The 25,848-nt window shown below is 60.4% G+C and carries 24 protein-coding genes and 9 pseudogenes; 17 read left to right on the forward strand and 16 right to left on the reverse strand.

What is annotated here, in order from left to right; genetic code table 11:
- Window positions 1-578: 578 nt before the first annotated feature.
- The 3 genes and pseudogenes from AVI_RS31590 to AVI_RS24815 form a co-directional block, all read right to left on the reverse strand.
- Window positions 579-704: pseudogene (locus tag AVI_RS31590) on the reverse strand (IS110 family transposase); the annotation flags it as partial.
- A gap of 41 nt (window positions 705-745) precedes the next feature.
- A protein-coding gene (locus AVI_RS29980; protein ID WP_174083776.1) for an IS630 family transposase occupies window positions 746-1,809 on the reverse strand; the annotation gives its coding sequence in 2 pieces (ribosomal slippage) (window positions 746-1,315 and window positions 1,318-1,809; 1,062 coding nt in all).
- Window positions 1,810-1,905: 96 nt separating this feature from the next.
- A pseudogene (locus AVI_RS24815) lies at window positions 1,906-2,781 on the reverse strand (IS110 family RNA-guided transposase); the annotation flags it as partial.
- 233 nt (window positions 2,782-3,014) lie between these two features.
- On the opposite strand from AVI_RS24815, the pseudogene AVI_RS24820 reads away from it, so the two are divergent.
- Both AVI_RS24820 and AVI_RS29990 read left to right on the forward strand, forming a co-directional pair.
- Window positions 3,015-4,150, forward strand: a pseudogene (locus AVI_RS24820) (IS110 family RNA-guided transposase).
- 554 nt (window positions 4,151-4,704) lie between these two features.
- Window positions 4,705-4,863 (forward strand): annotated as a pseudogene (locus AVI_RS29990) (DUF736 family protein); the annotation flags it as partial.
- A gap of 136 nt (window positions 4,864-4,999) precedes the next feature.
- On the opposite strand, the gene AVI_RS24835 reads toward AVI_RS29990, so the two are convergent.
- Window positions 5,000-5,302, reverse strand: a complete 303-nt coding sequence (locus tag AVI_RS24835) for a DUF736 domain-containing protein (RefSeq protein WP_012648963.1) — start codon at window positions 5,300-5,302, stop codon at window positions 5,000-5,002.
- On the reverse strand, window positions 5,268-5,606 hold the full coding sequence (locus AVI_RS30765; protein ID WP_143050364.1) for a hypothetical protein: 339 nt from the start codon (window positions 5,604-5,606) through the stop codon (window positions 5,268-5,270). Before AVI_RS30765 ends, AVI_RS24835 begins: the two co-directional genes overlap by 35 nt.
- 84 nt (window positions 5,607-5,690) lie before the next feature.
- Between AVI_RS30765 and AVI_RS24840 the strand changes: the two genes are divergently transcribed.
- From AVI_RS24840 to AVI_RS24865, 7 genes and pseudogenes are all read left to right on the forward strand, one after another.
- Window positions 5,691-6,917 (forward strand): tyrosine-type recombinase/integrase, encoded by a 1,227-nt coding sequence (locus AVI_RS24840; RefSeq protein ID WP_012648964.1) that lies wholly within the window; start codon window positions 5,691-5,693, stop codon window positions 6,915-6,917.
- Window positions 6,911-7,831, forward strand: coding sequence for a tyrosine-type recombinase/integrase (locus AVI_RS24845; protein ID WP_041699479.1), 921 nt, complete (start codon window positions 6,911-6,913; stop codon window positions 7,829-7,831). Before AVI_RS24840 ends, AVI_RS24845 begins: the two co-directional genes overlap by 7 nt.
- Window positions 7,828-8,835, forward strand: coding sequence for a tyrosine-type recombinase/integrase (locus AVI_RS24850; RefSeq protein ID WP_012648966.1), 1,008 nt, complete (start codon window positions 7,828-7,830; stop codon window positions 8,833-8,835). Before AVI_RS24845 ends, AVI_RS24850 begins: the two co-directional genes overlap by 4 nt.
- A gap of 73 nt (window positions 8,836-8,908) precedes the next feature.
- Window positions 8,909-9,199, forward strand: coding sequence for a hypothetical protein (locus tag AVI_RS30770; protein WP_139192342.1), 291 nt, complete (start codon window positions 8,909-8,911; stop codon window positions 9,197-9,199).
- Complete coding sequence (locus tag AVI_RS24855; RefSeq protein ID WP_012648963.1) at window positions 9,165-9,467, forward strand: DUF736 domain-containing protein; 303 nt, start codon at window positions 9,165-9,167, stop codon at window positions 9,465-9,467. Before AVI_RS30770 ends, AVI_RS24855 begins: the two co-directional genes overlap by 35 nt.
- 167 nt (window positions 9,468-9,634) lie before the next feature.
- Window positions 9,635-9,805, forward strand: a pseudogene (locus AVI_RS24860) (DUF736 domain-containing protein); the annotation flags it as partial.
- A 139-nt stretch (window positions 9,806-9,944) separates the two neighbouring features.
- Window positions 9,945-10,252 (forward strand): annotated as a pseudogene (locus AVI_RS24865) (DUF736 domain-containing protein).
- A gap of 43 nt (window positions 10,253-10,295) precedes the next feature.
- Here AVI_RS24865 and AVI_RS24870 read toward each other — a convergent pair.
- From AVI_RS24870 to traC, 6 genes are all read right to left on the reverse strand, one after another.
- Window positions 10,296-10,574: an HU family DNA-binding protein gene (locus AVI_RS24870; protein WP_012648969.1), complete on the reverse strand. Its 279-nt coding sequence runs from the start codon at window positions 10,572-10,574 to the stop codon at window positions 10,296-10,298.
- 83 nt (window positions 10,575-10,657) lie between these two features.
- Complete coding sequence (locus AVI_RS24875; protein WP_041699482.1) at window positions 10,658-10,942, reverse strand: WGR domain-containing protein; 285 nt, start codon at window positions 10,940-10,942, stop codon at window positions 10,658-10,660.
- 78 nt (window positions 10,943-11,020) lie between these two features.
- Window positions 11,021-11,461, reverse strand: coding sequence for a thermonuclease family protein (locus AVI_RS24880; RefSeq protein ID WP_012648971.1), 441 nt, complete (start codon window positions 11,459-11,461; stop codon window positions 11,021-11,023).
- Window positions 11,458-13,422, reverse strand: a complete 1,965-nt coding sequence (gene traG, locus AVI_RS24885) for a Ti-type conjugative transfer system protein TraG (protein WP_012648972.1) — start codon at window positions 13,420-13,422, stop codon at window positions 11,458-11,460. The genes AVI_RS24880 and traG overlap by 4 nt, the downstream gene beginning before the upstream one ends.
- Window positions 13,409-13,624 (reverse strand): type IV conjugative transfer system coupling protein TraD, encoded by a 216-nt coding sequence (traD, locus tag AVI_RS24890; RefSeq protein WP_012648937.1) that lies wholly within the window; start codon window positions 13,622-13,624, stop codon window positions 13,409-13,411. The genes traG and traD overlap by 14 nt, the downstream gene beginning before the upstream one ends.
- Window positions 13,625-13,628: 4 nt before the next feature.
- Window positions 13,629-13,925 (reverse strand): conjugal transfer protein TraC, encoded by a 297-nt coding sequence (traC, locus tag AVI_RS24895; RefSeq protein ID WP_012648938.1) that lies wholly within the window; start codon window positions 13,923-13,925, stop codon window positions 13,629-13,631.
- Between the two features lie 255 nt (window positions 13,926-14,180).
- Between traC and traA the strand changes: the two genes are divergently transcribed.
- The 7 genes and pseudogenes from traA (at window position 14,181) to AVI_RS24930 (ending at window position 21,582) form a co-directional block, all read left to right on the forward strand.
- On the forward strand, window positions 14,181-17,483 hold the full coding sequence (traA, locus tag AVI_RS24900; protein ID WP_012648973.1) for a Ti-type conjugative transfer relaxase TraA: 3,303 nt from the start codon (window positions 14,181-14,183) through the stop codon (window positions 17,481-17,483).
- Complete coding sequence (gene traF / locus AVI_RS24905; RefSeq protein ID WP_012648974.1) at window positions 17,480-18,010, forward strand: conjugative transfer signal peptidase TraF; 531 nt, start codon at window positions 17,480-17,482, stop codon at window positions 18,008-18,010. Before traA ends, traF begins: the two co-directional genes overlap by 4 nt.
- Before the next feature lie 43 nt (window positions 18,011-18,053).
- Window positions 18,054-19,228, forward strand: a pseudogene (locus tag AVI_RS24910) (conjugal transfer protein TraB).
- 16 nt (window positions 19,229-19,244) lie between these two features.
- The gene (locus AVI_RS24915) at window positions 19,245-19,874 is read left to right on the forward strand and encodes a TraH family protein (protein ID WP_012648975.1); all 630 of its coding nucleotides are present in this window, start codon (window positions 19,245-19,247) and stop codon (window positions 19,872-19,874) included.
- A 143-nt stretch (window positions 19,875-20,017) separates the two neighbouring features.
- On the forward strand, window positions 20,018-20,476 hold the full coding sequence (locus tag AVI_RS24920; protein WP_041699486.1) for a hypothetical protein: 459 nt from the start codon (window positions 20,018-20,020) through the stop codon (window positions 20,474-20,476).
- Between the two features lie 25 nt (window positions 20,477-20,501).
- Window positions 20,502-20,936 carry a ProQ/FinO family protein gene (locus tag AVI_RS24925; protein ID WP_012648977.1) on the forward strand — a complete coding sequence of 145 codons (435 nt, stop codon included), beginning with the start codon at window positions 20,502-20,504 and terminating at the stop codon, window positions 20,934-20,936.
- 337 nt (window positions 20,937-21,273) lie between these two features.
- Entirely contained in the window at window positions 21,274-21,582 is a 309-nt protein-coding gene (locus AVI_RS24930) for a transcriptional repressor TraM (RefSeq protein WP_012648978.1), read from the forward strand.
- A 52-nt stretch (window positions 21,583-21,634) separates the two neighbouring features.
- Here the strand turns inward: AVI_RS24930 and AVI_RS31280 are convergent, their stop codons facing one another.
- From AVI_RS31280 to AVI_RS24940, 3 genes and pseudogenes are all read right to left on the reverse strand, one after another.
- Window positions 21,635-21,793, reverse strand: a complete 159-nt coding sequence (locus AVI_RS31280) for a hypothetical protein (RefSeq protein WP_156762603.1) — start codon at window positions 21,791-21,793, stop codon at window positions 21,635-21,637.
- A 196-nt stretch (window positions 21,794-21,989) separates the two neighbouring features.
- On the reverse strand, window positions 21,990-22,694 hold the full coding sequence (gene traR, locus AVI_RS24935) for an autoinducer-binding transcriptional regulator TraR (protein ID WP_041699488.1): 705 nt from the start codon (window positions 22,692-22,694) through the stop codon (window positions 21,990-21,992).
- A gap of 354 nt (window positions 22,695-23,048) precedes the next feature.
- A pseudogene (locus tag AVI_RS24940) lies at window positions 23,049-23,927 on the reverse strand (alanine racemase); the annotation flags it as partial.
- 134 nt (window positions 23,928-24,061) lie between these two features.
- Here AVI_RS24940 and AVI_RS24945 point away from each other — a divergent pair.
- Window positions 24,062-24,523: an Lrp/AsnC family transcriptional regulator gene (locus tag AVI_RS24945; protein WP_012648981.1), complete on the forward strand. Its 462-nt coding sequence runs from the start codon at window positions 24,062-24,064 to the stop codon at window positions 24,521-24,523.
- 27 nt (window positions 24,524-24,550) lie between these two features.
- Here the strand turns inward: AVI_RS24945 and AVI_RS31595 are convergent.
- Both AVI_RS31595 and AVI_RS24955 read right to left on the reverse strand, forming a co-directional pair.
- Window positions 24,551-24,846, reverse strand: a pseudogene (locus AVI_RS31595) (acyl-CoA thioesterase); the annotation flags it as partial.
- Between the two features lie 93 nt (window positions 24,847-24,939).
- Window positions 24,940-25,755, reverse strand: coding sequence for an IclR family transcriptional regulator (locus AVI_RS24955; protein ID WP_012648982.1), 816 nt, complete (start codon window positions 25,753-25,755; stop codon window positions 24,940-24,942).
- Window positions 25,756-25,848: the final 93 nt, after the last annotated feature.

A 25,848-nucleotide genomic window follows, 5' to 3' on the forward strand; every position in this document is an offset into this window, starting at 1 on the left:
CCAGCAAGCACCGGTATCGGCCAAGGTCGGTGGTGATGTGGCCGGGGCGCAACGATGGTATTGTCGGAAATGGCAGGGCAGGACGTGGATGTGACGTGGGATAATCGTCTTGCCAAAGACGATACCGTCCATTTACCCGTTGGAACACTATCGTCGATAACTCTTACGGTATGTCATGTGCCATCCGGTTGGGACTGGCCACACCCACGCAGACCTCAATGGATCTGGTGTGACCGAAGGACGCCTTCGTCTCGATCGCCTTCCCGCAACGGCTTCACCGACCTTCTTCCCCTGCGGCTATGCCGCATTCCTCGCGAAACATATGTGGACACCCCCTCGGTCAAGCCTATCTTCTGATCTTTTTGAACCCGGCTGGCTGCTCGCATATGTCCGGCCTCTCTGATGATCGGCCGAACGGTCGCGGGCCTTGATGAAATCCGCGGATCATGGTCCCAATCAAAAAAGCGCATTCTGCAGATGCAGTCTCGCGAACGGGTTGTCCTGATCCCGGCGGAACCGGTATTCATCACGATCGTCTGGCAGGCCCTCCGAACTCGGTGACGCTGTTGCGTCGGTTTCTATCCGATGGCGTTTGTGTATACCGTCTGCCGCGTCATCACGGCCCATGCGATCCGCGCCATCTTGTTCGCCAGCGCCACGGTCGTCAGGCGCGGGGGCTTCGTCAACAACAATTTCCTGACCCACTCGATGAGCGGCCCGTGCATCTTATACCAACCTGCATTGATCAGAACTGACGAGCCCATTTTCGGCGGCCGATGGTCATGATGCGCCAAGGCTGATCGACCAGCTTGTTCCAAGCCTCGCAGCAGTGGTCGAGAATATTGTCGTGGGAGGTAAAAACGCGATTGGAAAGCCAGTTATCGCGCATGAATTGCCAAACGTTCTCGACCGGGTTCAGCTCGGGACACTTGGCGGGTAGCGCGATGATGCTGATGTTGTCGGGGACCTCGAGCTTGTCGGTCATGTGCCATCCGGCCTGGTCCATCAACACCACGGCGTGCGCGCCCGGCGCTACGGCGAGCGCGATCTCAGCGAGATGTAGCGACATCGTTTCTGTGTTGCAAAAGGGCAGGATCAGCCCGGCACCCTTGCCCTGTTCGGGGCAGATGGCTCCGAAGATGTAGGCCGATTTCGTGCGCTGGTCCTTGGGCGCCGAGGGTCGTGTTCCGCGTCTGGCCCAGCGCCGTGTGATGGTGTTCTTCTGACCGACGCGGGCCTCGTCTTGGAACCAGACTTCTATGGACGTGCCCTTCGGGAGGCTTGTCCGGACCTTTGCCACTTCGGCAGCAAAGCCCCCTTTTTGAATGTCTCCATGGCCAGCTCGTTCTGCGCATGATGACGTGGTCGCGCGGTCAGCTTCACATAGCCCAGCTTTTTCAACTCGCGGCTCACGGTGGTTTCGTCGAGCGACACCGCGAACTCCTCGTGCAGCAAATACACAAGGTCGATCAACCGCCAACGCACGACACCATGGATCGCCGGGATCGGCCCGCGCTCGACCGCCTCGACCAGCGCACGACGCTGGGCATCGTTGAGGATCGACGGCTTGCCCGGCGCCTTGCCGTCCAGAAGACCGTCGGGGCCACGGGCATTGAACCGGATCACCCAGTCCCGCACGATCTGAAGGGTCACCCCGCCAATCCTTGCGGCCTCGCTCCTGCTGCTCCCCTCGTAGATCTGCGCCAGGGCCAGCAGTCGCCGGGCCTGCGGCGCGCTCTTTGATAATCGCGCCAGTCGCCGGAGCGACGCTCCGTCAAAATCTTCCCGCAAGCCGATCGCTTGTCCCATCGCCACGTCCTTTCGATGCAGGACGCCATTGATTCACACTTTCATCGCTTTGGGAATCCACAACCTGAGTCAGCCTCAACGCAGGCTGGTATTATGCCTGACATGCCTGAGGACGGCTGTCGCGCCGACGATCAGCAGCGTTCGCAGATATCGGTTCCCGGCCTTCGTGATCCTGCCGAGGCGCTCTTTTCCTCCGGACGAGTTCGATCGTGGCGTCAGCCCGAGCCATGCGGCAAATTCTCGCCCCGACCTGAAGACTGACGCATCAGGCACCGTCGCCGCCAATGCTGTGGCAGTGATTACGCCGACGCCGGGGATCGTCGCAAGCCTGCGGCCTGCTTCGCTCGTTCGTTGCCATTCGCGTATCTTGGCTTCAAGTGTCCTAACCTCGGCGGTCAGGGAGTCGATTTGCCTGGCCAAGGATACGACAATGTCAGTCACGAGTGGCGGAACGTCCAGCTCGGTCGGCTTGTGTGCGAGCACCCGCTCGACGAGCTCTGCCGTTCTTTCGATCCCGACCGGCGCCACCATGCCGATCTCCGTGAGATGGCCTCGTAAGGCGTTCACCAGCATGGTCCTCTGCCGGATGAGGAGAGCACGCGACTTGTGCACCATCAGGATCGACTGCTGCGACACGGTTTTGATTGGAACGAACCGCATGGTCGGCCGGGTCACAGCCTCGCAGATCGCCTCGGCATCCACCATGTCGTTCTTCCCCCGCTTCACGTACGGCTTCACATAAGCCGGCGCCATCAGCTTGACCTCATGGCCCATGCCTGTCAGTTCGCGCGCCCAGTGATGCGCGGAGCCGCACGCCTCCATGCCGATCAGACTCGGCTCCAGCTTGGCAAAGAATGCAAGAAGGTGCGCGCGCCGGAGTTTCTGAGCGATCACGACACGATTGCTGTCATCAATGCCGTGAACCTGGAAGACATTCTTTGCGAGGTCGATTCCGATTGTCAGCCTGGACATCCCGTTTCCTTTCCAACGTTTGATTGGTCCCTGCCGATATTCTCGGCGGTAGTGGTGGGGGTGTCCACATCATCAAGAAAGCCTCTCCCTGGCCGTCCTCCACTGCGTTTCGGCCTTTCAGGTGCAGGCCGATCGTCCCCGGTCCTATCGACTGCCATCGAGATCCTATGAGTCGCGGCGGCAACCTGTTTTGATCTTCTGGACATCAGTGCCGTTGCAGAAAGGAGCAGGATATGTCGCAGTTCGATATGCAAAATGGGGCGGATGCGATTTTCGTCTCGATAGAATTGAGCAAGAAAACGTGGCTGGTGACCTCTATTTCGCCGGGCACCGGCGAGAAGATGTCACGTCACAACGTTGACGGTGGAGATATTACCGCTCTTCGCGATCGGTTCATTCACTTGAAGTCGAAGGCCCGCGAACGCACTGGCAGAGAATGCCTGTTGGTCATTATCCACGAAGCAGGTTTCGACGGTTTCTGGTTACAAAGAGTTTTGGAGGCCGAAGGCCACGAAAGCTATGTTGTCGATGCGGCGTCGATTGCCACATCCCGCCGGCGGCGCAGGGTGAAGACTGATCGTCTTGACGGTGAAACTCTCATCAGGGCGCTGCTGGCCTTTAAGCGCGGTGAGCCTCGAGCATGCTCAATGGTGCGTATTCCATCTGATGCTGAAGAGGATCGGCGACGTATTGGCCGCGAGCGCCAGATATTGCTGACAGAGCGGATTCAACATAGCAACCGGATCAAGGGGCTTTTATTCTCGCAAGGAATTCGGGGATATAGCCCGTTTCAACGGGATCGTCGCGAACGGTTGGAAACATTGAAGACCGGCGACGGGCGCCCATTGCCGGAGCACATGAAGAGGCAGATCGGTCGCGAGCTCGATCGGCTCGAAATACTACAGAAACAGATTGCGCAGGTCGAAGCAGAACGGGACGAGATGCTGACCAGCGCCAAGCACGCCAGTCGCGAGGTCGGCATCTGACCAACATAGTGGGTATTGGCTCAGAATTCGCTGGCATGCTTTGGAGCGAAGGTCTCTGCCGCCATTTCGATAATCGCCGACAAGTTGCCGCCTATGCAGGGCTTGCGCCAACGCCCTGGCAGAGCGGATCAATCGACCGGGAACAGGGGATCGGAAAATCTGGAAATCCGCGGTTGCGTGTTACGATGCTGGAGATGGCCTGGCTTTGGCTCAGGCATCAACCCCGAACGGCGTTAAGCCGGTGGTTTAACGAACGGATCGCGCAAAGTGGCGGCCGCTTCAAGAAGGTCATGATAACTGCGCTGGCTAGAAAGCTTGTGGTGGCGTTGTGGAAATACGTCACCGCAGGGGTTGTCATAGAAGGGGTCGTACTGCGCGCATGACAAGTTCTTCGAATACCAGTTCGGCAGGGGCCTGATCAGTCCCGCCGGAACCAGGTGGACGACCGGATCGCGGCCTGGCGTACATGCCGTCATCGAGAATGGTATCGTCCTCCTGAGCCTTGCCGTCGAAAGCGGGATTATGGTGCAGCCGCCTGTGCGGCGACCGGATGTGAGGTTGATACGTGTATCAGCGCGGATCAGGAATGGGCTCAGACCTTTGGTTCATCAGGCGTGGAGCGATCTAACCAGTCCTGCCGGTCGTCGTACGGCTGTAGGGCCGATGAACAGCACCGTTCACCAGAATGATGCTGAAGGCCGTCCTGTGTTGCCTCTTTGCTGGCTGGTCTTGCCCCGGTCAGTCCTTTGACTTGCAACGGCTTCACCGACCTTCTTCCCCTGCGGCTATGCCGCATTCCTCGCGAAACATCAAGAAGCTCGTCTGCCGCCGTCCTTCGCTTTCGCTTCGGTCCAGGGATGCAGTCGGCCTGGCCCGTTGCCTTTTGACCGCCACGAGGCCGCACAGGGCGGCTTCGACAATCAGTCAGGAGACGAAAATGGCTACCATCGGCACTTTCCAGCAGTCCAACACTAACGAGTTCAACGGCGAGATCGTCACCCTTTCCCTTCAAGCCAAGAAGGTTCGCATCGTTCCCGATGCGCGCGTGAGCGGCGAAAACACGCCCAGCCACCGGGTCTTCATAGGCCGCATCGATTATGCGTAGCGCGTGATTATGCGGAGTCTTATGGCGGCGGCCCCAGTATTCCGGGGCTTTTGTGGCTGTTTCGCACCGCATAATATCGGGGTGATGTGGACGGCGCCGCCCGTATTGAGCGGCGCCGCGGTGTCGGTCAGCGCGACCAGATCAGGGCATATTTGCCATCGTCGCCTTCGAAGAGGTTGGCGTAGATGGGTGCGCTGAAGGAGGGATCGTCGAGCTTGGCCGAGTGGTAGGTCCGATCCTCCTTGGAGGTCCGGCGCCAGGCGGCACCGATCTCGACGCCGGAGACGATGACCCGCAGGTCGGGCGCCTTGTCGCTGGTGGCTGCGGGATCGCTGGGGACGAGGCGCGCCTTGGCGTCGATGGCGAGGGTCTTGATGGTGCCGGTGTAGGTGCCGTCATTGCTGAGGGTGAACGAACCGATCTGGGACATGGTGGAACTCCTGTGCTGTGTTCAAGCCCGCGACCATCGCGGCCTTGTGGCGATCGAGAGCCCTGGGACGGCCGACCCGCACCGTCAGGCCGCAGCGCATGCGAAGGACGGCGCGTAGCGATCTTGTTGTTGGGCGAGGAGCGGCGCCGCCGCGGGGAAGAAGATCGCCGGAGCGCTGTTGCGGGGAACAGGCCGGGTCGCAGACCGCATCGCGGGGCAGATCCGCCCAGAACAAGGCCCGTCGGTCGAAGGGCATCACGGCACCCGGCAGCACCACCCACAGCCGGGCGTTCGCACATTGCACGACAGCACCAGGTACAACTGCTGGCGTTCGGAATCACAGTCCACTCGGATCATAGTCCTGCTTCCACATGCAAAAGGAGGCGACATGCCAACGGGTGTTTATGTTCGGAAGAACGCGGTCGGGGACCGCTTGAAGGCGGGAATGGCTGCGGACCACGCGGCGGACTTCGCGCAATGGCTTCGTGAGCGACGCTATACGCCACGTACCATCATCGAGAAGATGCGGCTGCTTGCGAGCTGGACGCACTGGGCATGCGCGGAGAATTACACGCTCGCCGCGATCCGTGAGGCGCATGCGACATCGTTCGCCTTAATTGCAGCGGGGCAATGCCCGCGCTTCCGTGGCGACATCAACCAGGATGCGGTCGAGATCGCCAAGCTGTTCATCGCCTATCTCGAGGATCGCAGCGTATTGGTGGGCCCGCCGGCCAAGCCGGTTGCGCCGCTGGTGGCCGAGTTTGCGGCTTGGGCCCGCGAGCAGCGCGGTCTGGCCGAAACGACGCTGGCCACGTATCTCGGAACAATCACACCCTTCATCGATACGCTGGGGGACACGCCAGCTATCTACGACGCCGCAACGATCCGAGCCTACATGATCGAGCGCGCGAAAGCAGTATCGGTGGCGCGGATGAAGGGGATATCGGTCGGCATTCGCGCCTTCCTGCGCTTCCTGATCGCGACAGGACGATGCCGGCCCGGACTCGACCACGCCATGCCCAACGTTGCGGGCTGGCGGCTGGCCTCGATCCCGCGCTTTCTGCCCGATGCCGATATCGCGCGGATCATCGGGGCGTGCAACGGTGAGCGTCGCCTGCGCGACCGGGCCATCATCCTGCTGTTGGTTCGGCTCGGACTTCGGGCGAGCGAGGTCGCACGGCTCGGCTTCGGCGATATCGACTGGCGGCAGGGCAGCATCCGCCTGTTCGGCAAAGGCCGGCGCGAAGAACTGCTGCCACTCACCCAGGAGATCGGCGACGCGCTGCTTGCCTATATCGAACGCGGTCGGCCGGCGCTGGCGGTACCATCCCTGTTCATTACCGAATATGCGCCGCTGCGCCCCATCGACCGCATCACGGTCAAATGCCTGGTCAAGCGCGCCCTCAAACGCGGCGGTGTCGAAAGCCATTACAAGGGGGCACATATCCTGCGGCACTCGGCGGCTACGGCGATGCTCCGCCACGGCGTCAGCTTAGCCCATGTTGGCACTGTGCTGCGTCACCGGTCGCCGGAGATGACTGCGCATTACGCCAAGGTCGATATCGCACTTCTGTCGGCCATCGCTCAGTCCTGGCCGGGGAGGTCGCCATGCTGACCGACGATGCTGATCGCTATATCGCATTGCGCCGCTCGCTCGGCTTCAAACTGGCAAAGACGTCTCGGCACCTGGCTGCGTTCGCGTGCTATGCGGTTGACCACGGCGATATCCATGTTCGCCACGAGACCGCGATCGCATGGGCGGCGACCGTCTCGTCGACCCCGCGCAGTCACCAGCGGCGGCTTGGCGAGATCGCTCTCTTCGCACGCTTCCTGCATGCCGAGGATCGCGCCCATGAAGTGCCGCACCATCATCCCGACCCTGGTGCTGCAAAACGTCCCGCGCCCTATATCTACACATCTGCGGAACTGGCGCGCATGCTCGATGCCGCGGGCAATCTGCGGCACCAGAAGCCCAGCCCGCTCAGGCGCCACATCTATGTGATGCTGGTTGGGCTGCTGGCGTCGACGGGCCTGCGGATATCGGAGGCTCTGAACCTGAGGTTGGACGATGCGCTGCCAGATGGCGTGCTGCACATCCGGCAGACCAAGTTCAACAAGAGCCGGCTGGTGCCGATGCACGCCAGCGTGGTCGAGGCGCTGCGGGCCTATCTTGAGGTCCGTCGGCGGTTCGCCGGGGCGGACGACCATGTGTTCCTCTCGGTGGATGCCAAGCCGATGCCCCTTCGAACCGTCGAGAGCACCTTCCATGTGATCCTGCGCAAGGCTGGCGTCGGTCAGGATCGGTCGCGTCGCCCGCGTATCCATGATCTGCGCCACACCTTCGCGACCCGTGCGCTGGAGCAATGTGCGATGCGCCGGGATGATGTTGCGCGGGACTTCGTCGCACTCTCCACCTATCTTGGCCACGCGAGTATCCGGCATACCTACTGGTATCTGGAAGCCACGCCCGACCTCATGGGCGATATCGCGGCGGCTGCCGAGGCGCTGATCGAGGGAGAGATCGCATGACACCAATCGCTCCGCTCATCACCCGCTTCATGCGGGAGCACATGCCGCAGCAGCGCGGCTATAGTCCGCACTCCTGCGAAGCCTACGCGTATAGCTTCCGGCTGCTGTTCGTCTTCGCTGCCGGGCGCTTGCATACACGCCCGTCTTTGCTCCATCTCGAGCAGATCGATGCGGACATGGTGCTCGCGTTCCTGCATCACATCGAACATGATCGCGGTAACGGCGCGTCGACCCGCAACTTGCGGCTCGCCGCGATCAAGGCGTTCATGCGCTACGTCGAGCTGCGGCACCCAAACGCCCTGGAGCAGATCGCCCAGATCAACGCTATCCCGGGCAAGCGCCATGACCACAAGCTCATTCGCCACCTGACCATGGACGAGGTCCGTGCCGTGCTCGACGCGCCCGATATAAAGACGCGGCTGGGGCTGCGGGACCGGGCGATGCTGCACCTCTGCTTTGCCGGGGGCCTGCGCGTCTCCGAACTGGTCGGCCTCACCCTGGAGAACGTCACGCTGCAACCCAGTCCGAGCATCCTGGTGTTCGGCAAGGGCCGGCGCGAGCGCAGTCTTCCGCTCTGGAAAGAAACGGCCCGCGACGTGCGAGCCTGGCTTGCGGTGCGCGGAAAGCCACCGGTGACGGAGCTGTTCGTCAATGCTCAAGGAATGGCAATGACCCGAGCCGGCTTCGAGTATATCCTCGAAAAGCACGCAAAGGCCGCCGCAGCTCGATGCCCGACGCTGATCGGCCGGCCGCTCTCACCCCATCTTCTGCGGCACAGTTGCGCGGTTCTCATGCTGCAGGCCACGCGCGATATCCGTAAGGTCGCGCTCTGGCTTGGCCATGCCGATATCCGCACGACCGAGGTATACCTGCGGATGGACCCGTCCGAGAAGCTCGAGGCCATAGAGGCCGTGTTGCCGCCGGCGCTCCGTCGCGGTCGGTTCAGGGCCCCGGACGCATTGATCGCGTCGCTGATGGCCGATGCGCATACCGCGTCAACGTAAGGCGGGATGGGCGGTATGAGCATCATGGCAATGTGCGAACGCCCGGCTGTGGGTGGTGCTGCCGGGTGCCGTGATGCCCTTCGACCGACGGGCCTTGTTCTGGGCGGATCTGCCCCGCGATGCGGTCTGCGACCCGGCCTGTTCCCCGCAACAGCGCTCCGGCGATCTTCTTCCCCGCGGCGGCGCCGCTCCTCGCCCAACAACAAGATCGCTACGCGCCGTCCTTCGCATGCGCTGCGGCCTGACGGTGCGGGTCGGCCGTCCCAGGGCTCTCGATCGCCACAAGGCCGCGATGGTCGCGGGCTTGAACACAGCACAGGAGTTCCACCATGTCCCAGATCGGTTCGTTCACCCTCAGCAATGACGGCACCTACACCGGCACCATCAAGACCCTCGCCATCGACGCCAAGGCGCGCCTCGTCCCCAGCGATCCCGCAGCCACCAGCGACAAGGCGCCCGACCTGCGGGTCATCGTCTCCGGCGTCGAGATCGGTGCCGCCTGGCGCCGGACCTCCAAGGAGGATCGGACCTACCACTCGGCCAAGCTCGACGATCCCTCCTTCAGCGCACCCATCTACGCCAACCTCTTCGAAGGCGACGATGGCAAATATGCCCTGATCTGGTCGCGCTGACCGACACCGCGGCGCCGCTCAATACGGGCGGCGCCGTCCACATCACCCCGATATTATGCGGTGCGAAACAGCCACAAAAGCCCCGGAATACTGGGGCCGCCGCCATAAGACTCCGCATAATCACGCGCTACGCATAATCGATGTTATGTGGTGCACCGCATAACACGGAAATAGGCGCCGCCTGGTCCAAGCAATCTAACGAGGGTCGCAATTACCTCGGTCTCAAGCTCGACGATCCGAGCTTCACCGCTCCGATCTACGCCAATCTGGTCGAGGACGAGGACGGCCAGAATTACAGCCTCATCTGGTCTCGCCCGAGCCGTCGCGGTGCCGAATAAGCCCCGGATATGACGCCCCGCACACTGCGGGGCGTCGCCAGCCTAGGCCACTCGGCAGCTTAAAACCACAGATTGACAGGTAGTTCCTCATGTGAGGCCGCGATGGACACGGCCCGAACAACCGAAAAGGATTACGACAATGGCAACCATCGGCGAATTCACCGCTTCCGGCAACGGTTTCTCCGGCACCATCAAGACCCTTAACCTCAACGTCAAGGCAACCATCCGCGCCGTCGAGCGCACTTCCGAAAAGGGCCCTGACTACCGCATCCTCGCGGGAGCCACGGATTCGGCGCAGCCTGGAAAAAGACCTCGAACGAAGGCCGCGACTACCTCTCGGTCAAGCTCGATGACCCAAGCTTCCCGGCCCCGATCTACGCAACGCTGATCGAGGTCGAAGGCGAGGAAGGCCTCTCCCTCATCTGGTCCCGGTCGAACCGGGACTAAGACTGGAGGCCCCGCCGCGAGGCGGGGCTCTCCACTACCTGGATCACTTGTTCAGTGCATCCTTGAGCGCCTTGGCAGGCGCGAAGGTCAGCTTCTTCGAAGCCGCAACGGTCATCTTTTCTCCGGTCGCAGGATTGCGACCCTCACGCTCAGGCGATGCCTTCACTTTAAACTTTCCGAAGCCTGGGATTGAGGTTTCAGCGTCGGAGCCTGCGGCATCGGCGATGGCCTGGAACACGGCCTCGACAATGCCCTTTGCCTGAACCTTCGTCAGGCCGTTGTCGGCTGCAATCTTGTCGGCGATTTCATTGGTGGTGGTCATGGAATTCCTCGCATCTTGTTGTCAAAGATAAAATCCGTGTCAGCTTCTGACTGGATTGTCATCGGTGACGATGGGGGCGAGGATCAGATCCGCTGGATGTCCACAGGTGCTTTTGGTCGATAACCCCGTTTGCGCTTTTCGCAAAGGACGTCGAGGAACAGGTTGATAGCCTGGCTCTCATTGTCGAACAGATGCACCATCTGCTGTCCGCGCGTTCCAATCCGACCCCAGGCGCGCACTAGCGACACCTCGCCAAACAATGTCGGCTGGACAGCAAGGGCGTAGAACCGCGCCATGTTTTTTTCCGGCGCGATACGCTCGACGTAGAGGTGATAGGGCTGCGTGATCATGCCCGCAGAATCGCGCATTCGGAATTTGCCGTCCAATGACAGTTTTGAATCGGTTGGGCATCATCGATTCACGACAGTGATCCGCCGGCGCCCGGATCATCCGCACCAGCTCCGGCGCGATCCTTCCCACTTCCGAGCCAAGCCTTCGGCGACGAGAATATCGCCGACCGATCGTCGCTCGCGGTAGACAATCCTGAGCTTGCGACCGAGGCGATCTTCATCCCTGGCGGTCGTCTTGAACGAGACCGGACCCGAATTGAGGATCTCGAGCAGACGCTGTTTTGCCGCAAGTCCGCGCTCGCGTTCGCGCTCGCATCTTGGCGGGCTGAGCTCCGGCGTGTCGATGTCGGCGATCCTGATCTTCTCACCTCTAAACCAGAACGTATCACCATCCACCACGCAGGTGATACGTTGCCCGCTTCCGCAGATAGAGAAGGCTTCGCTCGCGCTGCTCGGCGGCGCTGAGGCAACAGACGCGAGGATGCCAATGGCTAAGGGGGATAGGCTGGCGACTGCCGTAAAAAGTCTCAATGTCATGTCTCCTCAGTGTCTGTCATCCCAGCGGCCTTATAGCTCTTCACTCCGTCCGCGATTTGCTTATGAAAGCGGTTTTCTCCGACGGACGCGCTCATATCCTTGCGTCGGAACCAGATGGCGCGTCCGCATCGGAGCGGCGGATTGCCCGATGTGAACACGATCTGCTCGTCAGCGCGCATGCGCAGCACCTCATGCGGCAGGATCAGTGGACGGCGGCTGAGCTGCCGGGAACGTGAGCGCGACGATCCCTTCATCCCTGACGAGCGGTTTGTCTGGTCGACCTCGACGGTCGTATCGCCGCAGCGTTTCGAGATATAGTCGGCCGTGTCGGGATCGTTGATCGCGGCAAACGAGATCCACGACGCGGATTCGAACCATTTGCTCGTCGCGTCCCGCCCGCCATAGGCCTCGCGCATCTGGCCGATGGACTGAAAGATCATCGTCAGCGTGATGCCGTATTTGCGCCCGGCGTCGCGCGCGGTCTCTAAGATCCGCAGGTAGCCGAGCCTGGCCACCTCGTCGAGCAGGAAGAGCGCGCGACCCTTCACATCGCCATTTCGATTGTAGATGGCATTGAGCAGTGATCCGATAACCACACGCGCCAGTCCTGGATGGGCTTCGAGGACCTTCAGATCGAGCGCAATAAAGATGTCTGTCCCGCCATCGGCAAGATCGTCGGTCGAGAAACTGTCGCCTGAGACGAGCGCGGCGTAGTTCGGATAGGACAGCCAGTGGGTTTCTTTCACCGCATTGGCGTAGACGCCGGAAAACGTCTCCGGCGTCATGTTGACGAAGACCGAGACGTTCTCCTTCACGAAGTCCGATTCCGACTGTTCGTAGATTTTTGTCAAGCGCGCCCGTAGCTGTGGTTCAGGCTCCGAAAGGTTCGTCCGCACACGGCGCAGCGTCTGGTCTTCCTCGTCCGTGTGACCGGATAGGCAGACGTCGGCGATCAGGGCTGTCAGAAGCTGCATCGCCGATGCCCGAAAGAAGTCGTCGCGGGCAGACGCCGAGCGCGGATTGTCGGTCATAATCCAGGTCGCGACGGCGACGATATCCTCTTCCTTCGTGCTGCCGTGTCGCCCGATCCAGTCGAGCGCATTGAAGCCGACGCCTGACGCCGAGGGATCGAGAATGATCACCTTCCTGCCAGCCTTGCGGCGATGCTCCGATGCCATCGGCGCGACCTCGCTCGACGGGTCGAGGACAACGAGGCCGCCACCCCACTTGAGCGCGGTCGGGACCGTTACAGACGTCGTCTTGAAACCGCCGGAGCCGGCGAAGACGATGCCATGCGACGAGCCGAAGGAGCCGTCGAAGCATAGGAGCGGGCTCTTGCCTCCCGCTCCCCAGGTCAACGGATCATCGGCGCGGAACGACACCGCCGCAACGCTATCGACACGATACCGTTCACCGACAACGATGCCGCCGGGATCGGGGAAAAGTCTTGCCGCCTCCTGCACTTTCATCCAGTCGGCCTCGCCATGCACCGCTCGCTTTCCCCCAATCCGCCGTGGTGCGGCTTTGGCAAAAGCTGCGTTACCCTTCATCGCCACGCGCAGTGCGAAGACGCCGGCGAGGAACGTTGTCGATGCGCCAAGCATCGTTGCGGGGTCCGCATATCCAAACACGGACTGTCCTGCTGGCACTTCACCGGTTATCCCGGAAAGGCGAACCCCTTCACGCAGCACCGCGATCGCGACTACCACTCCACTTCCGCTGACAACACCCCATCCTGCCGCTTTGACGCCCGCTGCGCCATTCGACGCGAACAGGAAAAGCGTGCCGATCGCAGCCGCGGTCGCATAGGGCAGCGCGAGGCCGATCCGCCCGAGCATCAGCTTTGCCTGCCCGGTCTTACTGAGAGCGGCCAGCCAGTGTTCGATCCCCGCCATGAACACCAAGACGACGATCATCATCGCGGCCGGGATGACGGCGAGGAACACTTTACTCGCCGTCATGAGCGAATGCCTCCGCGCCTATCGCCGTGAGGCGCGATTGCTCCCCATCGTTGCCCTTAAGGCGGCGACCGGCATCGATCAACAGGCCAAGCAGAAGAGCCCGCTTCTCGTAGCGCAGTCCTGCCTTGACGATCAGGCCACCGAGTTCGATTTTCTCGCGCGTGTCTTTCTTTCGCGCGTCATTCGTGATCGTGCGGGCCATCCGTTCAAGCCTCACGACCGCTGCTCGCAGCAGCGCCAGTCTCGATCGTCGTGACCGTCTCACCTGCTGTCCTGCCGTCACCAGCATTTCTCTTCCCAGTCGAAGCCGCCTTGCCTCCGCGAAACCGCCCGGTGATCTCTTCGAACGCAGCCTGTAGCTCGGTTTCCTCGATCTCGATCTCACCGAGGCCGGCCTTCAGCGCGATCCTGCCGACGCGCTCCGCCTCGCGTGTTTCGGCTTGTCTCAGCTGATCCTGCAATCTGGCGATTTCTTCCCTGATCTTCAACGATGGTTTCTTCATTCCGGTCGCATCTCCCTGGAAATCCTGCGGCGTTTATCTCGCTGCAAGATTTCCCCAAAAGCACGTCCGAAGGAATGTGCAGATCTGCACGTCGGCAAAGCCGACACTTTGGAGGATGATCCCGCCGTTCCGAAGGAGCGGTTCCAAGGGCGCAATTATACGTCGCTGGCCGACGAGTTGCTGGCGGCCCTGGCGGGGCCGTCGTGGGGTTGTCGCCCCCGACGAACGAGATTCGAACCGGGAGTGTTTTACGCCGTGGCCATCGCCCATTTCTCAGCCAGTATCGTCAGCCGTGGCGACGGCCGCAGTGTCGTGCTGTCTGCTGCCTACCGGCACTGCGCGAAGATGGAATACGAGCGTGAAGCCAGCACCATCGACTACACGCGCAAGCAGGGTTTGCTGCATGAGGAGTTCATGCTTCCTGCCGATGCCCCGAAATGGGCGAAAGCGCTCATTGCGGATCGCTCTGTTTCCGGCGCCGTCGAAGCCTTCTGGAACAAGGTCGAGGCTTTCGAAAAACGCTCCGACGCGCAGCTGGCCCGCGACCTGACGATTGCACTGCCGCTGGAGCTTACACCCGAGCAGAACATCGCCCTGGTCCGTGATTTCGTGGAGAAACATATCCTGGGGAAGGGCATGGTCGCCGACTGGGTCTATCACGACAATCCCGGCAATCCGCACATCCACCTGATGACCACATTGCGGCCGCTGACCGAGGACGGATTCGGGGCCAAGAAGGTAGCGGTCATTGGTGAGGACGGCCAGCTGGTTCGCACGAAATCCGGCAAAATCCTCTACGAACTCTGGGCCGGTTCGACGGACGATTTCAACGCCCTGCGCGACGGCTGGTTCGAACGGCTGAACCACCATCTGGCCCTCGGCGGCATCGATCTCAGGATCGATGGCCGTTCCTACAAAAAGCAGGCCATCGAGCTCGAGCCGACCATTCATCTAGGCGTAGGCGCCAAGGCAATCGCGCGGAAAGCGGAACAACAGGGTGTTCGGCCGGAGCTCGAAAGGATCGAACTGAACGAAGAACGCCGCTCGGAAAACACCCGCCGCATCCTCAAAAATCCAGCCATCGTGCTCGACCTGATCATGCGGGAAAAGAGCGTCTTCGATGAACGCGATGTCGCGAAAGTGCTGCACCGCTATGTCGACGATCCCGCCGTCTTCCAGCAGCTGATGTTGCGCATCATCCTGAATCCGGAGGTGCTACGGCTGCAGCGCGACACGATCGAGTTCGCGACCGGAGAGAAAGTGCCGGCGCGCTATTCGACACGGGCGATGATCCGGCTGGAAGCGACGATGGCGCGACAGGCGATGTGGCTGTCGGACAAGGAAACGCATGCCGTTTCCACGGTGGTGCTCGCAGCGACGTTTGGGCGGCATGGGCGGCTGTCGGAGGAACAGAAAGCAGCCATCGAGTGCATCGCCGGTCCGGCCCGCATCGCCGCGGTCGTCGGACGCGCGGGTGCTGGTAAGACCACGATGATGAAGGCGGCGCGGGAGGCGTGGGAGCTGGCCGGATATCGTGTCGTCGGTGGCGCGCTCGCCGGCAAAGCGGCGGAAGGTCTGGAGAAGGAAGCCGGCATCGAGAGCCGCACGCTCTCCTCCTGGGAGCTGCGCTGGAACCGCGGTCGTGACGTGCTCGACAATAAAACCGTCTTCGTCATGGACGAGGCCGGCATGGTGGCCTCGAAACAGATGGCGGGCTTTGTCGATGCCGTCGTCAGGGCAGGGGCAAAGATCGTGCTAGTCGGCGATCCCGAGCAGCTTCAGCCGATCGAAGCGGGGGCCGCTTTCCGCGCCATTGTCGATCGGATTGGTTACGCTGAACTCGAAACGATCTATCGCCAGCGCGAGGACTGGATGCGCAAGGCGTCCCTCGATCTCGCCCGCGGCAATGTCGAAAAGGCGCTGACCGCCTACAATTCAAATGCCAGAATTACCGGCGAGCGTCTGAAGGCGGAAGCGGTTGAGCGCCTGATCGCTGACTGGAACCACGATTACGATCAGACGAAGACGACGCTGATCCTCGCGCATCTGCGCCGCGACGTGCGCATGCTGAACGTCATGGCCCGCGAAAAACTCGTTGAACGCGGACTTGTCGGTGAGGGCCATGTCTTCAAAACGGCTGACGGTATCCGCCAGTTCGACACGGGCGACCAGATCGTCTTCCTGAAGAACGAGACGTCGCTCGGCGTCAAGAACGGCATGATCGGCCATGTGGTCGAGGCCGCGCCAAACCGCATCGTCGCCGTGACCGGCGAAGGCGAGCATCGCCGGCATGTCGTGGTCGAACAACACTTCTACAGCAATCTCGATCACGGCTATGCAACGACCATCCACAAGTCCCAGGGCGCCACCGTCGACCGGATGAAAGTGCTGGCATCGCTGTCGCTGGATCGCCATCTGACCTATGTGGCGATGACCCGTCATCGTGAGGATCTGCAACTCTATTACGGACAGCGATCCTTCGCCTTCAATGGTGGCTTGGCAAAGGTTCTTTCCCGGAGGAATGCCAAGGAAACCACCCTCGATTACGAGCGCGGAAAATTGTATCGCGAGGCGCTGCGCTTCGCTGAAAACCGTGGCCTGCACATCGTTCAGGTGGCGCAAACATTGCTGCGCGACCGGCTCGACTGGACGCTACGGCAGAAGGCGAAGCTTGCCGATCTTGCGGAGCGCCTTGGCGCCTTCGCCGAGCGTCTCGGCCTCAATCAATCCCTGAAAGCCCAAACGGTGAAGGAGGCCGCGCCCATGGTCGCAGGCATCAAGACATTCTCCGGTTCCGTGGCCGACACGGTCGGGGACAGGCTCGGCGCCGAGCCCGCCCTGAGGCAGCAATGGGAGGAAGTCTCGGCGCGCTTCCGCTATGTTTTCGCCGATCCGGAGACCGCATTCCGCTCGATGAACTTCGACGCGGTCCTCGCCGACAGGCAAGCAGCAAAACAGATCCTGCAGAAACTCGAAGCCGAGCCGACGTCTATCGGGCCTCTGAAGGGTAAGACCGGCATCCTAGCCAGCAAGGCAGAACGAGAGGACCGCCGTATCGCCGAAGTCAATGTTCCGGCCCTGAAGCGGGACCTCGAGCAATATCTTCGCATGCGGGAAACTGCTGCGCAGCGGCTGCAGACGGAAGAGCAGGTTATGCGCCAGCGCGTTTCGATCGATATTCCGGCCCTGTCGCCGGAGGCGCGTGTCGTGCTGGAGCGGGTACGCGATGCAATCGACCGCAACGATCTGCCGGCGGCGATGGCCTATGCGCTCAGCAACCGCGAGACCAAGCTTGAGATCGACGGCTTTAACCAGGATGTCACCGAGCGGTTCGGTGAGCGGGTGCTGTTGAGCAACGCCGCGCGTGAGCCCTCCGGAAAGCTGTACGAAAAGCTTGCCGAGGGGATGAAACCCGAGCAGAAGGAGCAACTGAAGCAAGCCTGGCCGGTCATGCGGACAGCGCAGCAGCTCGCCGCCCACGAGCGCACCGTCCAGTCGCTGAAACTGGCCGAGGAGCAACGTCTCACCCAGCGCCAGACGCCGGTGCTGAAGCAATGAGGCGGCGTAGGGTTCTGTTGTTGCTGACGGGCGCCGGCGTCCTTATGTCAGGTCTGGTGTCGATAGCGTTCTTGGGCGGGTATCGGCTGAATCTGACGACGAGCGAGCCGCTCGGGCTTTGGCGCATCGATGCGCTTCACCGTCCGGTCGCGATCGGCGATCTTGTTTTCATTTGCCCGCCGGAAACATCGGCAATCGAGCAAGCCCGCGTGCGCGGGTATTTGCGGCGTGGGCTCTGCGATGACGGGTTTGCGCCGTTGATCAAGACGATCGCGGCGCTGCCCGGTCAGCATGTCGACATCGCCGGCCACGTTGCCATCGATGGCCGCTCTTTACCTGCATCCACTGTGCGCGATCGGGACGGTGAGGGCAGACCGCTCACCCCTGATCCCGGCGGCATCGTGCCGCCGCATCACCTGTTTCTCCACTCTTCCTTTGCGAGCTCCTATGATAGTCGATACTTCGGCCCGGTTCCGGATTCCGGTCTTCTCGGCTTGGCGCAGCCGGTTATCACCTTCGATCCGTGATCGCGATGGCGATGGCTGGACGGTCGATCACTGGGAAGCCATTCTGCTGATCGCAGCTTCTATCGCCTGTGGCTCGATCGGCTGGAGCGGCGAGGTGCTTCTTTTGCCCTTCGCAATGGTTTTTCCGGCGCTCTGGGCGATGGCACCGTCGCGTATGGTCGCAGCCTTCGTGTCGGCGGGGTATTTCCTCGCTGCCTCGCGTGGTCTGCCGCAAGGCGTCGCCAACTTCTATGCCGCCGATGTCTGGCCCGGTCTTCTGCTCTGGGTCGCGGCCTCAGCGTCCTTTGTCGGTGTACATGCGGTGCTCTGGACTGCTCGTCGGGTAAAGGACGCTACCGGGAAGAGGGGAGCGGATGCGGCGAGGGCTTTGCGCTATCTGGTGTCAATGGTGCTGACAGGGCTGCCGCCCTTCGGCATCACCGGCTGGGCGCATCCGCTGACCGCAGCCGGCGTTTTGTTTCCCGGATGGGGATGGTGGGGACTGTTTGCGCTGACGGCCGGCCTGCTCGTCATGACGACGAGATTCTGGCCGGCCGCTGCCATTACGCTCGGGGCGTTCTGGCTCTGGTCCGCCGCAACATGGACACCGCTGAATCTAGCGGAAGGATGGCGAAGCGTCGACCTCCAGCAGGGGCAAAACCTTGGTCGGGACGGGTCACTCGCGTACCAGCGTGACCTGATCGCAACGGTGCGCCAGACGATTGCGTCGCATCCGGACACACATGTCATCGTGCTGCCTGAAAGCGCGCTCGGCTTCTGGACGCCGACGGTTGAAAGCTTGTGGCGGGAAGGGTTGCGTGGGCCGGACGTGACCGTGGTCGCCGGCGCGGCCAGGATTGGGGTGAAGGGCTACGACAACGTCATGGTGGCGATCTCGGCAAACGAGGCCAAGATCCTCTATCGCGAGCGTATGCCGGTTCCAGTTTCGATGTGGCAGCCATGGTTGAGATGGACGGGGGAGGGGGCGGCGCCCGCGCCCACATCTTCGACAATCCGGCAGCCGAAGTCTCAGGCACCTGGATTTTGTCACTGATCTGCTACGAGCAGCTGATCCTCTGGCCGGTGTTGCAGTCTATGCTGCATTCGCCCGATGTCATCGTCGCCACGGGCAACGGCTGGTGGACCGACGGCACGTCGATCGTCGCCATCCAAAGAGCGAGTGTGACTGCCTGGGCAAAGCTGTTCGTCTTGCCCGTCGTCATCGCCTTCAACCTCTAAAACGGGAGAATCCGGGATGGTCGATGCCGCCCTTATCAAGCAATGTGCCGATCCGGCCCTGAAGCCCGCAATTGTCGAGCAGTTCATCGCGCGTGTTGGATCGCAAGACCCGTTGGCAATCACCGTCCGGTCTGGAAGCCGCGTGGTGCTGGTGCCCAAGCCCATGACGCCGGAGGAGGCGCTGGTGCTGATCCGCGACAATCTCGGCCGCAATACCGTGCGCGTCGGCATCACCCAATATCCGGCGGGGCTCGGAATCGTCGAGGCCGGGCAGCTGAAGCCCGATCTGGTCGATGCTTGCGAAAACATCCGTATGGGCACGGCGCTCTTCGCCAAGGTCTGGCGCATCGTCATGAAGTGGTATGGCAATCCGACCGCCGCTGACGTGCTTCCGCAAGTGATGGACGATTCGATCATCGCCTGGCAGACGGGATACTTCGAGGGAACGGCGGTGTTTCGGGCGGAAGATCCCGGCGAGGGGAAAATTTCCCAACCTGCTACGATCCAGAGTGACGAGGCCGAGGCAAGCGCTCGTTCTCGCGAAAATCCAGGAGATGAAGCTCCTTCACCTGAAGACGTCTCGTCTGATCCAAACAAGGCTGGCATCAGGATCGACCTCTCGGGGATCGGGGCGCGAGAGCGTTAAGGCAGCCTCCAAAGTGCAAGAGATGGTATGCGCACCCGAGACCCCTGCAGACGGGCCGCTGGCTGCAGGATTGAACGTGTAGGATTATTGAAGGGGATCCGAAGTCCCACCACATTTTCCGCACGGTGCACGCGGAGGAGATCATGTGGTCAGAAATGCCAATCGGCAAGTATAAGGGCAAAACGCTGCCGCAGCTGTTGCTGTCGGACCCAGACTATTTCTTCTGGGCGATGGAGCAGGATGACTTTTTCAGGGGCGGCCTTGCGAAGCAGGCATCCGACATTTTTCGTAAAGTCCGCCGTATCAAAATCCCCAAACCGGATCCCGCGAACTGGCGTGTTGAGTATTTTCTAACGCCCGACGGCAAGTTTGCACATTTCGACATTGTGGAGGCGGATCGTGCACCGTACGTCGGGTCGAGCAGAACGTCCCGCTCGCCGACGCTCGATTTCGCCTATGTCCGCCAGACGCGGGACTACGACAAGCTCGGGTACAAGCACTTCATCAAGAGCTTTAAATACTTCTATTTCGGGAGTTCGGATGTGCGGCTCAACAAGGCGAAATGCGAAGCGTTCTTCGACAATCCGGCCAATTTCAGTTAACTCTCCCCCGTCCCAGGCAGGATAAATGAACGACAGCAACACGAAGCCCCTCAGCCCATGGAAAGCGTCGCGCGGTCCGATCAAGGTCGATCGATACTCGCTTGAAGCGGCCAAGGCGGTAAACGCCTTGTTGAACGAGCCAATCGCGGTGCTTCCTTCGGCCGAAGGGGAGACAGTGCTACCGTTCAGGATCGGGATCAATACTGACATTGAGAGGAGACTGAGACCGGATGCGGCACTGTCGGATCTTCGCAAAGCGCTACGCCGGTACACGCACAGTGCGGCGTATCTTTATGCGACCGCGCAGCCGGATGCCTTACGCCATGATATTGTTGGTCAACCCTGCGAGGCCGTCAGAGATGAAGATCGGCTCAACGCCCGCCAGTCTTTCCTGATCGTTCAGGAACGACGCAAGCAGCGCCGCCAGCAACGTGAAAGCGAAAATTTAGCTCAAAACTAAACCGACAGGCGCGTGAAATCATTTCTGACCGCGGTTTCGTGAAAAATTGCACGTACGCGATCTTTATCCAGACTGGTTTCTCCCTGGAATGACTCTTATAAGGGAGTTGACGCAGTACGCGCTGCGTTGCGGCTTAGAATCCGCAGATGAACGGTTGGCGCTGACCGGAATGGCGCCAGGAACCCTCTGACTTTGTGTCCGGGGGCCTGCGGCGTATGTCCAGGCTCCGGCTAAAGGTCGCAGGGCCGATTCATCTCGGATTCTAACCCCCGGCAAGGGTTCACAGGGTTCAACGTCAGCGGAGGCGCACCGCGGACCAACCAGGGTTAGGTCAGGAATGGAACTGGAAGATGCCGCAGTGACGAAGAAGGTCGAGCTCCGCCCATTGATCGGGCTGACGCACGGATTACCTCCGGCGGACCTGGAAACCATCACGATCGACGCCATCAGGACGCACCGGCAACTGGTGGAGAAAGCCGACGAGCTATTTCAGGCTCTCCCTGAGACTTATAAGACCGGAGAAGAAGCCGGCGGCCCACAGCATGTCCGATACATTGAAGCGAGCATCGAGATGCATGCGCAGATGAGCGCCGTGAACACGCTGATCAGTATTCTTGGCTTCATTCCCAAGGTCGTCGTAAACTGACCGACACCTAAATTTTATCAGGGTAGCGGATTCGCGGTTTGAAGGTGCCGCATTAGTCTTTGTCGTCGAGCCTCTCGAGGATTTCGTAGTTTTTGACCAGGCTCGAGATGCCTTCATTCAGCAAAACAAGCACAGCATCCGTCGAGATCGCGCTGATCTCGATTTTAACAAGATGGATTGGTTTCCAACTGTATTCGGGATCCTGGGCCACATCAGCTCTTCAGCTGACCAACTGCCTGACGGGCAGCGTCAATACTTTCGTAGAAGTGCTTTCGATTTTCGTCGTCAGCCCAGTCTGGCATTCGCACCGCGGATGCGGGCAAGTAACTATAGAACGTGCAGGAGAGCCCATCTGACATAACTATTCTTCCCGGTCGTAACTGCGTGACGTGAACGTTGCACTCGGTTCAAATGAGTTTTCGTCGGATCGCGAGCGCGGTAAGATGCGCCTTGGAGCGGACATCGAAGCGCTTCATGGCTTCGCGAAGCTTGACGCGGACGCTGTTGTACTTGACCCCTTCGACGTCGGCGATCTCCTCCATCGTCTTGCCGACGGCAATCCATCTCAGATAGGTGGCCTCCTTCGGATCGAGCCATGCGGCATCTTCCGCGGTAGGGGTGGTGCGGAGGAATGAGATACGGGCATGGATCTGCCCGATGGTTCCCGCGGCTGCCACTGCATCGATTTCCCGATCGAGATCAATCACCGGCTTCTCTGATGCCAGCGTGAACATCGACATCGAGCCGTTGGCAGTCTTGATGGGTATGGTGATGCCGGAGCGGATGCCGAAATCGGCTGCGTGGGCATAGAAGGCACGCTCGTCCTTCGACAGTGTCGGTCGCTCGTGCTCGCCAGACCAGGTGAAGATGTGCTTCCGGGATCTTGCGCGCTTGACGACCGGGTCGAGAGCGTCGAACTTCTTGTCGAAATAGACCGACTGCCACTCGGGATGATAGTTGGTGACGGCGGTGATGTGCCTGTGCTGGATATGGAGGTAGGCATAGCCGGTGAAGCCGAAATGATCGGCGATGTCCGCCAACCCGGTCTTCAGGATGCACTCATCGCCTTCGATCGCGGCGAGATCGGTCAGCTTTTCCAACCAAGTTTGCATTCGTGCCCTCCGTTTGACGTGTCATTTTTATTGTCGACAGTGGTCGTCCGGAAGCCAGTTGCGGTAATGACAGTGGCGTTGTTCGGGGGCAATCGCCGAAGCGCTTTTTTGCGAACAACAAGCCGAAAGCGCCGCCTTCATGCTCATCGGCCTGCAGTTTGAAGGTCGTTTTCACATATGTCGTCGAACCCGTTTTTCGCTTGCTCAGCCATTGGTCGTCTCCTCAATTTTTTGCCAGCACCAGGCCTCAAAGCGCTCTCAATCCGTCTGTCTCTACTCGCGTAAGATGTTGCACCAACAGTGCGACAACCAAAATCTCGGGTCCTCGAAAGTATCTTTCGCTGATATTTAGACATCGCACTCGCCTGCGGCGATCGTGGCAAGGCGCGTCTCACGTGTGGTGACATGCGCTCCGCCATAGCCGACTTTCGTGCTGCCCGGCACGGTTCTAGTCTGCACGACGGCGACGTCGAGCCGGACGACGGCTTCCATCGGATTGCGCGCAGCGGATGGTGCTCCGCCATAGAGCGCGATGCCGGGCCGGGCGAGGAGACCGCGATAGTCGTCGCCGAGAAAGATGCCGCCGGAATTGGCAAACGACAGGTCGTAACCCGGAAATTCGGCGGCGATCTTTCGGAGCTCCTCAAGCTGCTCGCCGTTCTGCGCGCTTTTCTCGTCGTCGGCGGAGGCCAGATGGCTCATTAGGAAGAGGATATCGACGTCCGATCCTTGCGCGACCGCCTCGGCAAGCAGGGGACGCTCTTCCGGCGGCAGGCCGAGCCGGGACATTCCGGTGTCAAACTGAACCACTATGGGAAGCCGGCGGCCGAGACGGCGCGCGGTCCTGTTCCGGTTTCGCCACTGGTCCATCGAGTTGATGACCGGAACGATGTTTTCGTAGGCGCATACATCCTCGTTGCCAGGCTGCAGTCCATTAAGAACGAAGATGCGGGCATCATACGAAAGGGCAGGGCGCAGCCTGGTCGCCTCGATGAACTGGGCAACGAAGAAATGCCGGCAGCCCTTGGCATACAAGGTCCTCGCGACGCGCTCTGCTCCGAGCCCATAGGCATCTGCCTTGACGACCGCAGCGGTATTTCCAGGTGCGGCCATACCGGCCAGCAGCTCGTAGTTTCTGCTGAGAGCGCCGAGATCGATCGTCAGATACCCCGATGCGCCCCCAACAACGCAAGCGTCCTCGATGTGCAGATCGTTCGGTCTCACCGTGTGCATTATCGCTTCCCCGGAACACAAATGTTCACGAGAACGTATTGAAACGATCGTCGAATTTCTCGCCAAAAAGCGATTGATTATTCGATTACGGCGTGATTTTAAGGGGAATGTATTGAAAAACGGAGGAATCCGCCATGTCCGCTCTGGACGCGATTGATCGCAACATTCTCCGCCTTCTGCGACTCGATGCACGGAGCCCAAATGCCAAGCTCGCTACCGAGGTGGGGTTGTCCCCATCGGCCTGCATGAGACGCATCCGGATCATGGAAAAATCCGGCATTATCCGCGGTTACACGGCGCTGGTGGACACATCGAATGTCGAGACGGCGATCGCGGTGATCATCAACATCACGCTCGAACGCCAGACCGAAGAACATCTCGATCGCTTCGAGGCGGCCGTCAGGCGCCACCCGGAAATACGTGAGTGTTTTCTGATGACCGGTGGTTCCGATTACCTGCTGCGTGTGGAGGTCGCCAACGCAGGCGAATTCGAGCGGATCCACAAGGAGATCCTGTCGACCTTGCCAGGCGTGCTCAGGATCCATTCCAGTTTTTCGATCCGGAACGTGCTGGCGACAAAGTCGAAGCGCCGCTAAATTTTCATTCGAGGCCACTGCAGCATCTCAACTTAGGTACCGGGGCGCGGGCCATTCAGTTAGCGACTTCGCCACCGATCGCTGCGGTTCTTCATGTCGATCAGCGAACTCCCGGCCAGCGTGCGACGCAACTCGGCAGCCTTGTAGCGTCGCCGATCATCGACACGCGTTGGGACGGCAGTAGGCTTGCCGGCATCATCGACGGCGACCATAGTGAAGTAGCAAGAGTTGGTGTGCCTTCGAACGCCTGTCCTGATGTCTTCTGCCTATAAACCAATTCCGATTTCCGTGGATGTGCGCCGAGCGTGATTGACCGAGGCACGTGGCCATCCCCAGGAAGCACCCTGCTTTGAGGGTGGTTTGAGCTGTCGGAATCAGGCAGTGCAGACTGATCGGTCTGTATGGCGCTGTGACCATCAAGTCAGTTTGGAGGCGGCTTCACCCCAGATAACAGGTTCGTCGATCTGCCCAAGAGGGTTCAACGCCTTGGAAATGACGCGTGCTTCTTTCGTCAGAAGGTCAATTACTGTCTTTTGACGCGGACCCGAAAGCCTTACCAAGGGAGCTGCAATGCTGAGTGAGGCGACTGCAATCCCTGCCCGGTCGAAAATCGGAACTGCTATCGCAGAAATTCCGTCGTTGATGTTGAAGTCGAACGCAGCAGCTCGCATTTCCCTGATTTCGTTGATCATTGTACGCAGATCAAGCTCATCAATCGGGTATTCGGCGGCGATACGCGGCATGTTGAAGCGGATGATCTGTTCACGCTCTTCGTCAGGCTGAAACGCAAGGATGGCCAATGCGCCTTGGCCGACACCCAATGGAACGCGCCCTCCGACACCGCCATAGAACGTTCGGATAGGATGACTTCCCCAGAAGCAATCGGTGCATATCGCGTCAAACTTAGACCTTTCGATCAATATCACTGCTTCTTTCAACATACCGAACACGCGCAGCAGAGATGGTCTGGCGGCTTCGGAAATGCTGTTCATCTGTCTGGATTTGGCGGCCATACAGAAGAATTCATACGAGAGGCGGTAGTTCTTGTCCGCTTGCTCGACGAGGCCCTCACTGATCAACGTCTTCAGCAGCCGATGTACCGTCGGCAGGCTTACATCCATACCTTGGGCGATATCCTTAAGGCGGGCACCAGCCGCCCCCGACCTGGCAATAGCTTTCAATAGTAAGACCGCCTTGCCTAGACTTGATTGAGACGCGTCGTGGTTTTCCATAATTTAGCGATAATCCGTTATTGATTTAGCATTTCTTCCGTATGCTGGAAGCAAATTGCAGGTTTACGTCACTATCGCAAGATGCCTGATTGT

The organism is Allorhizobium ampelinum S4, from assembly GCF_000016285.1.
Classification (GTDB): domain Bacteria; phylum Pseudomonadota; class Alphaproteobacteria; order Rhizobiales; family Rhizobiaceae; genus Allorhizobium; species Allorhizobium ampelinum.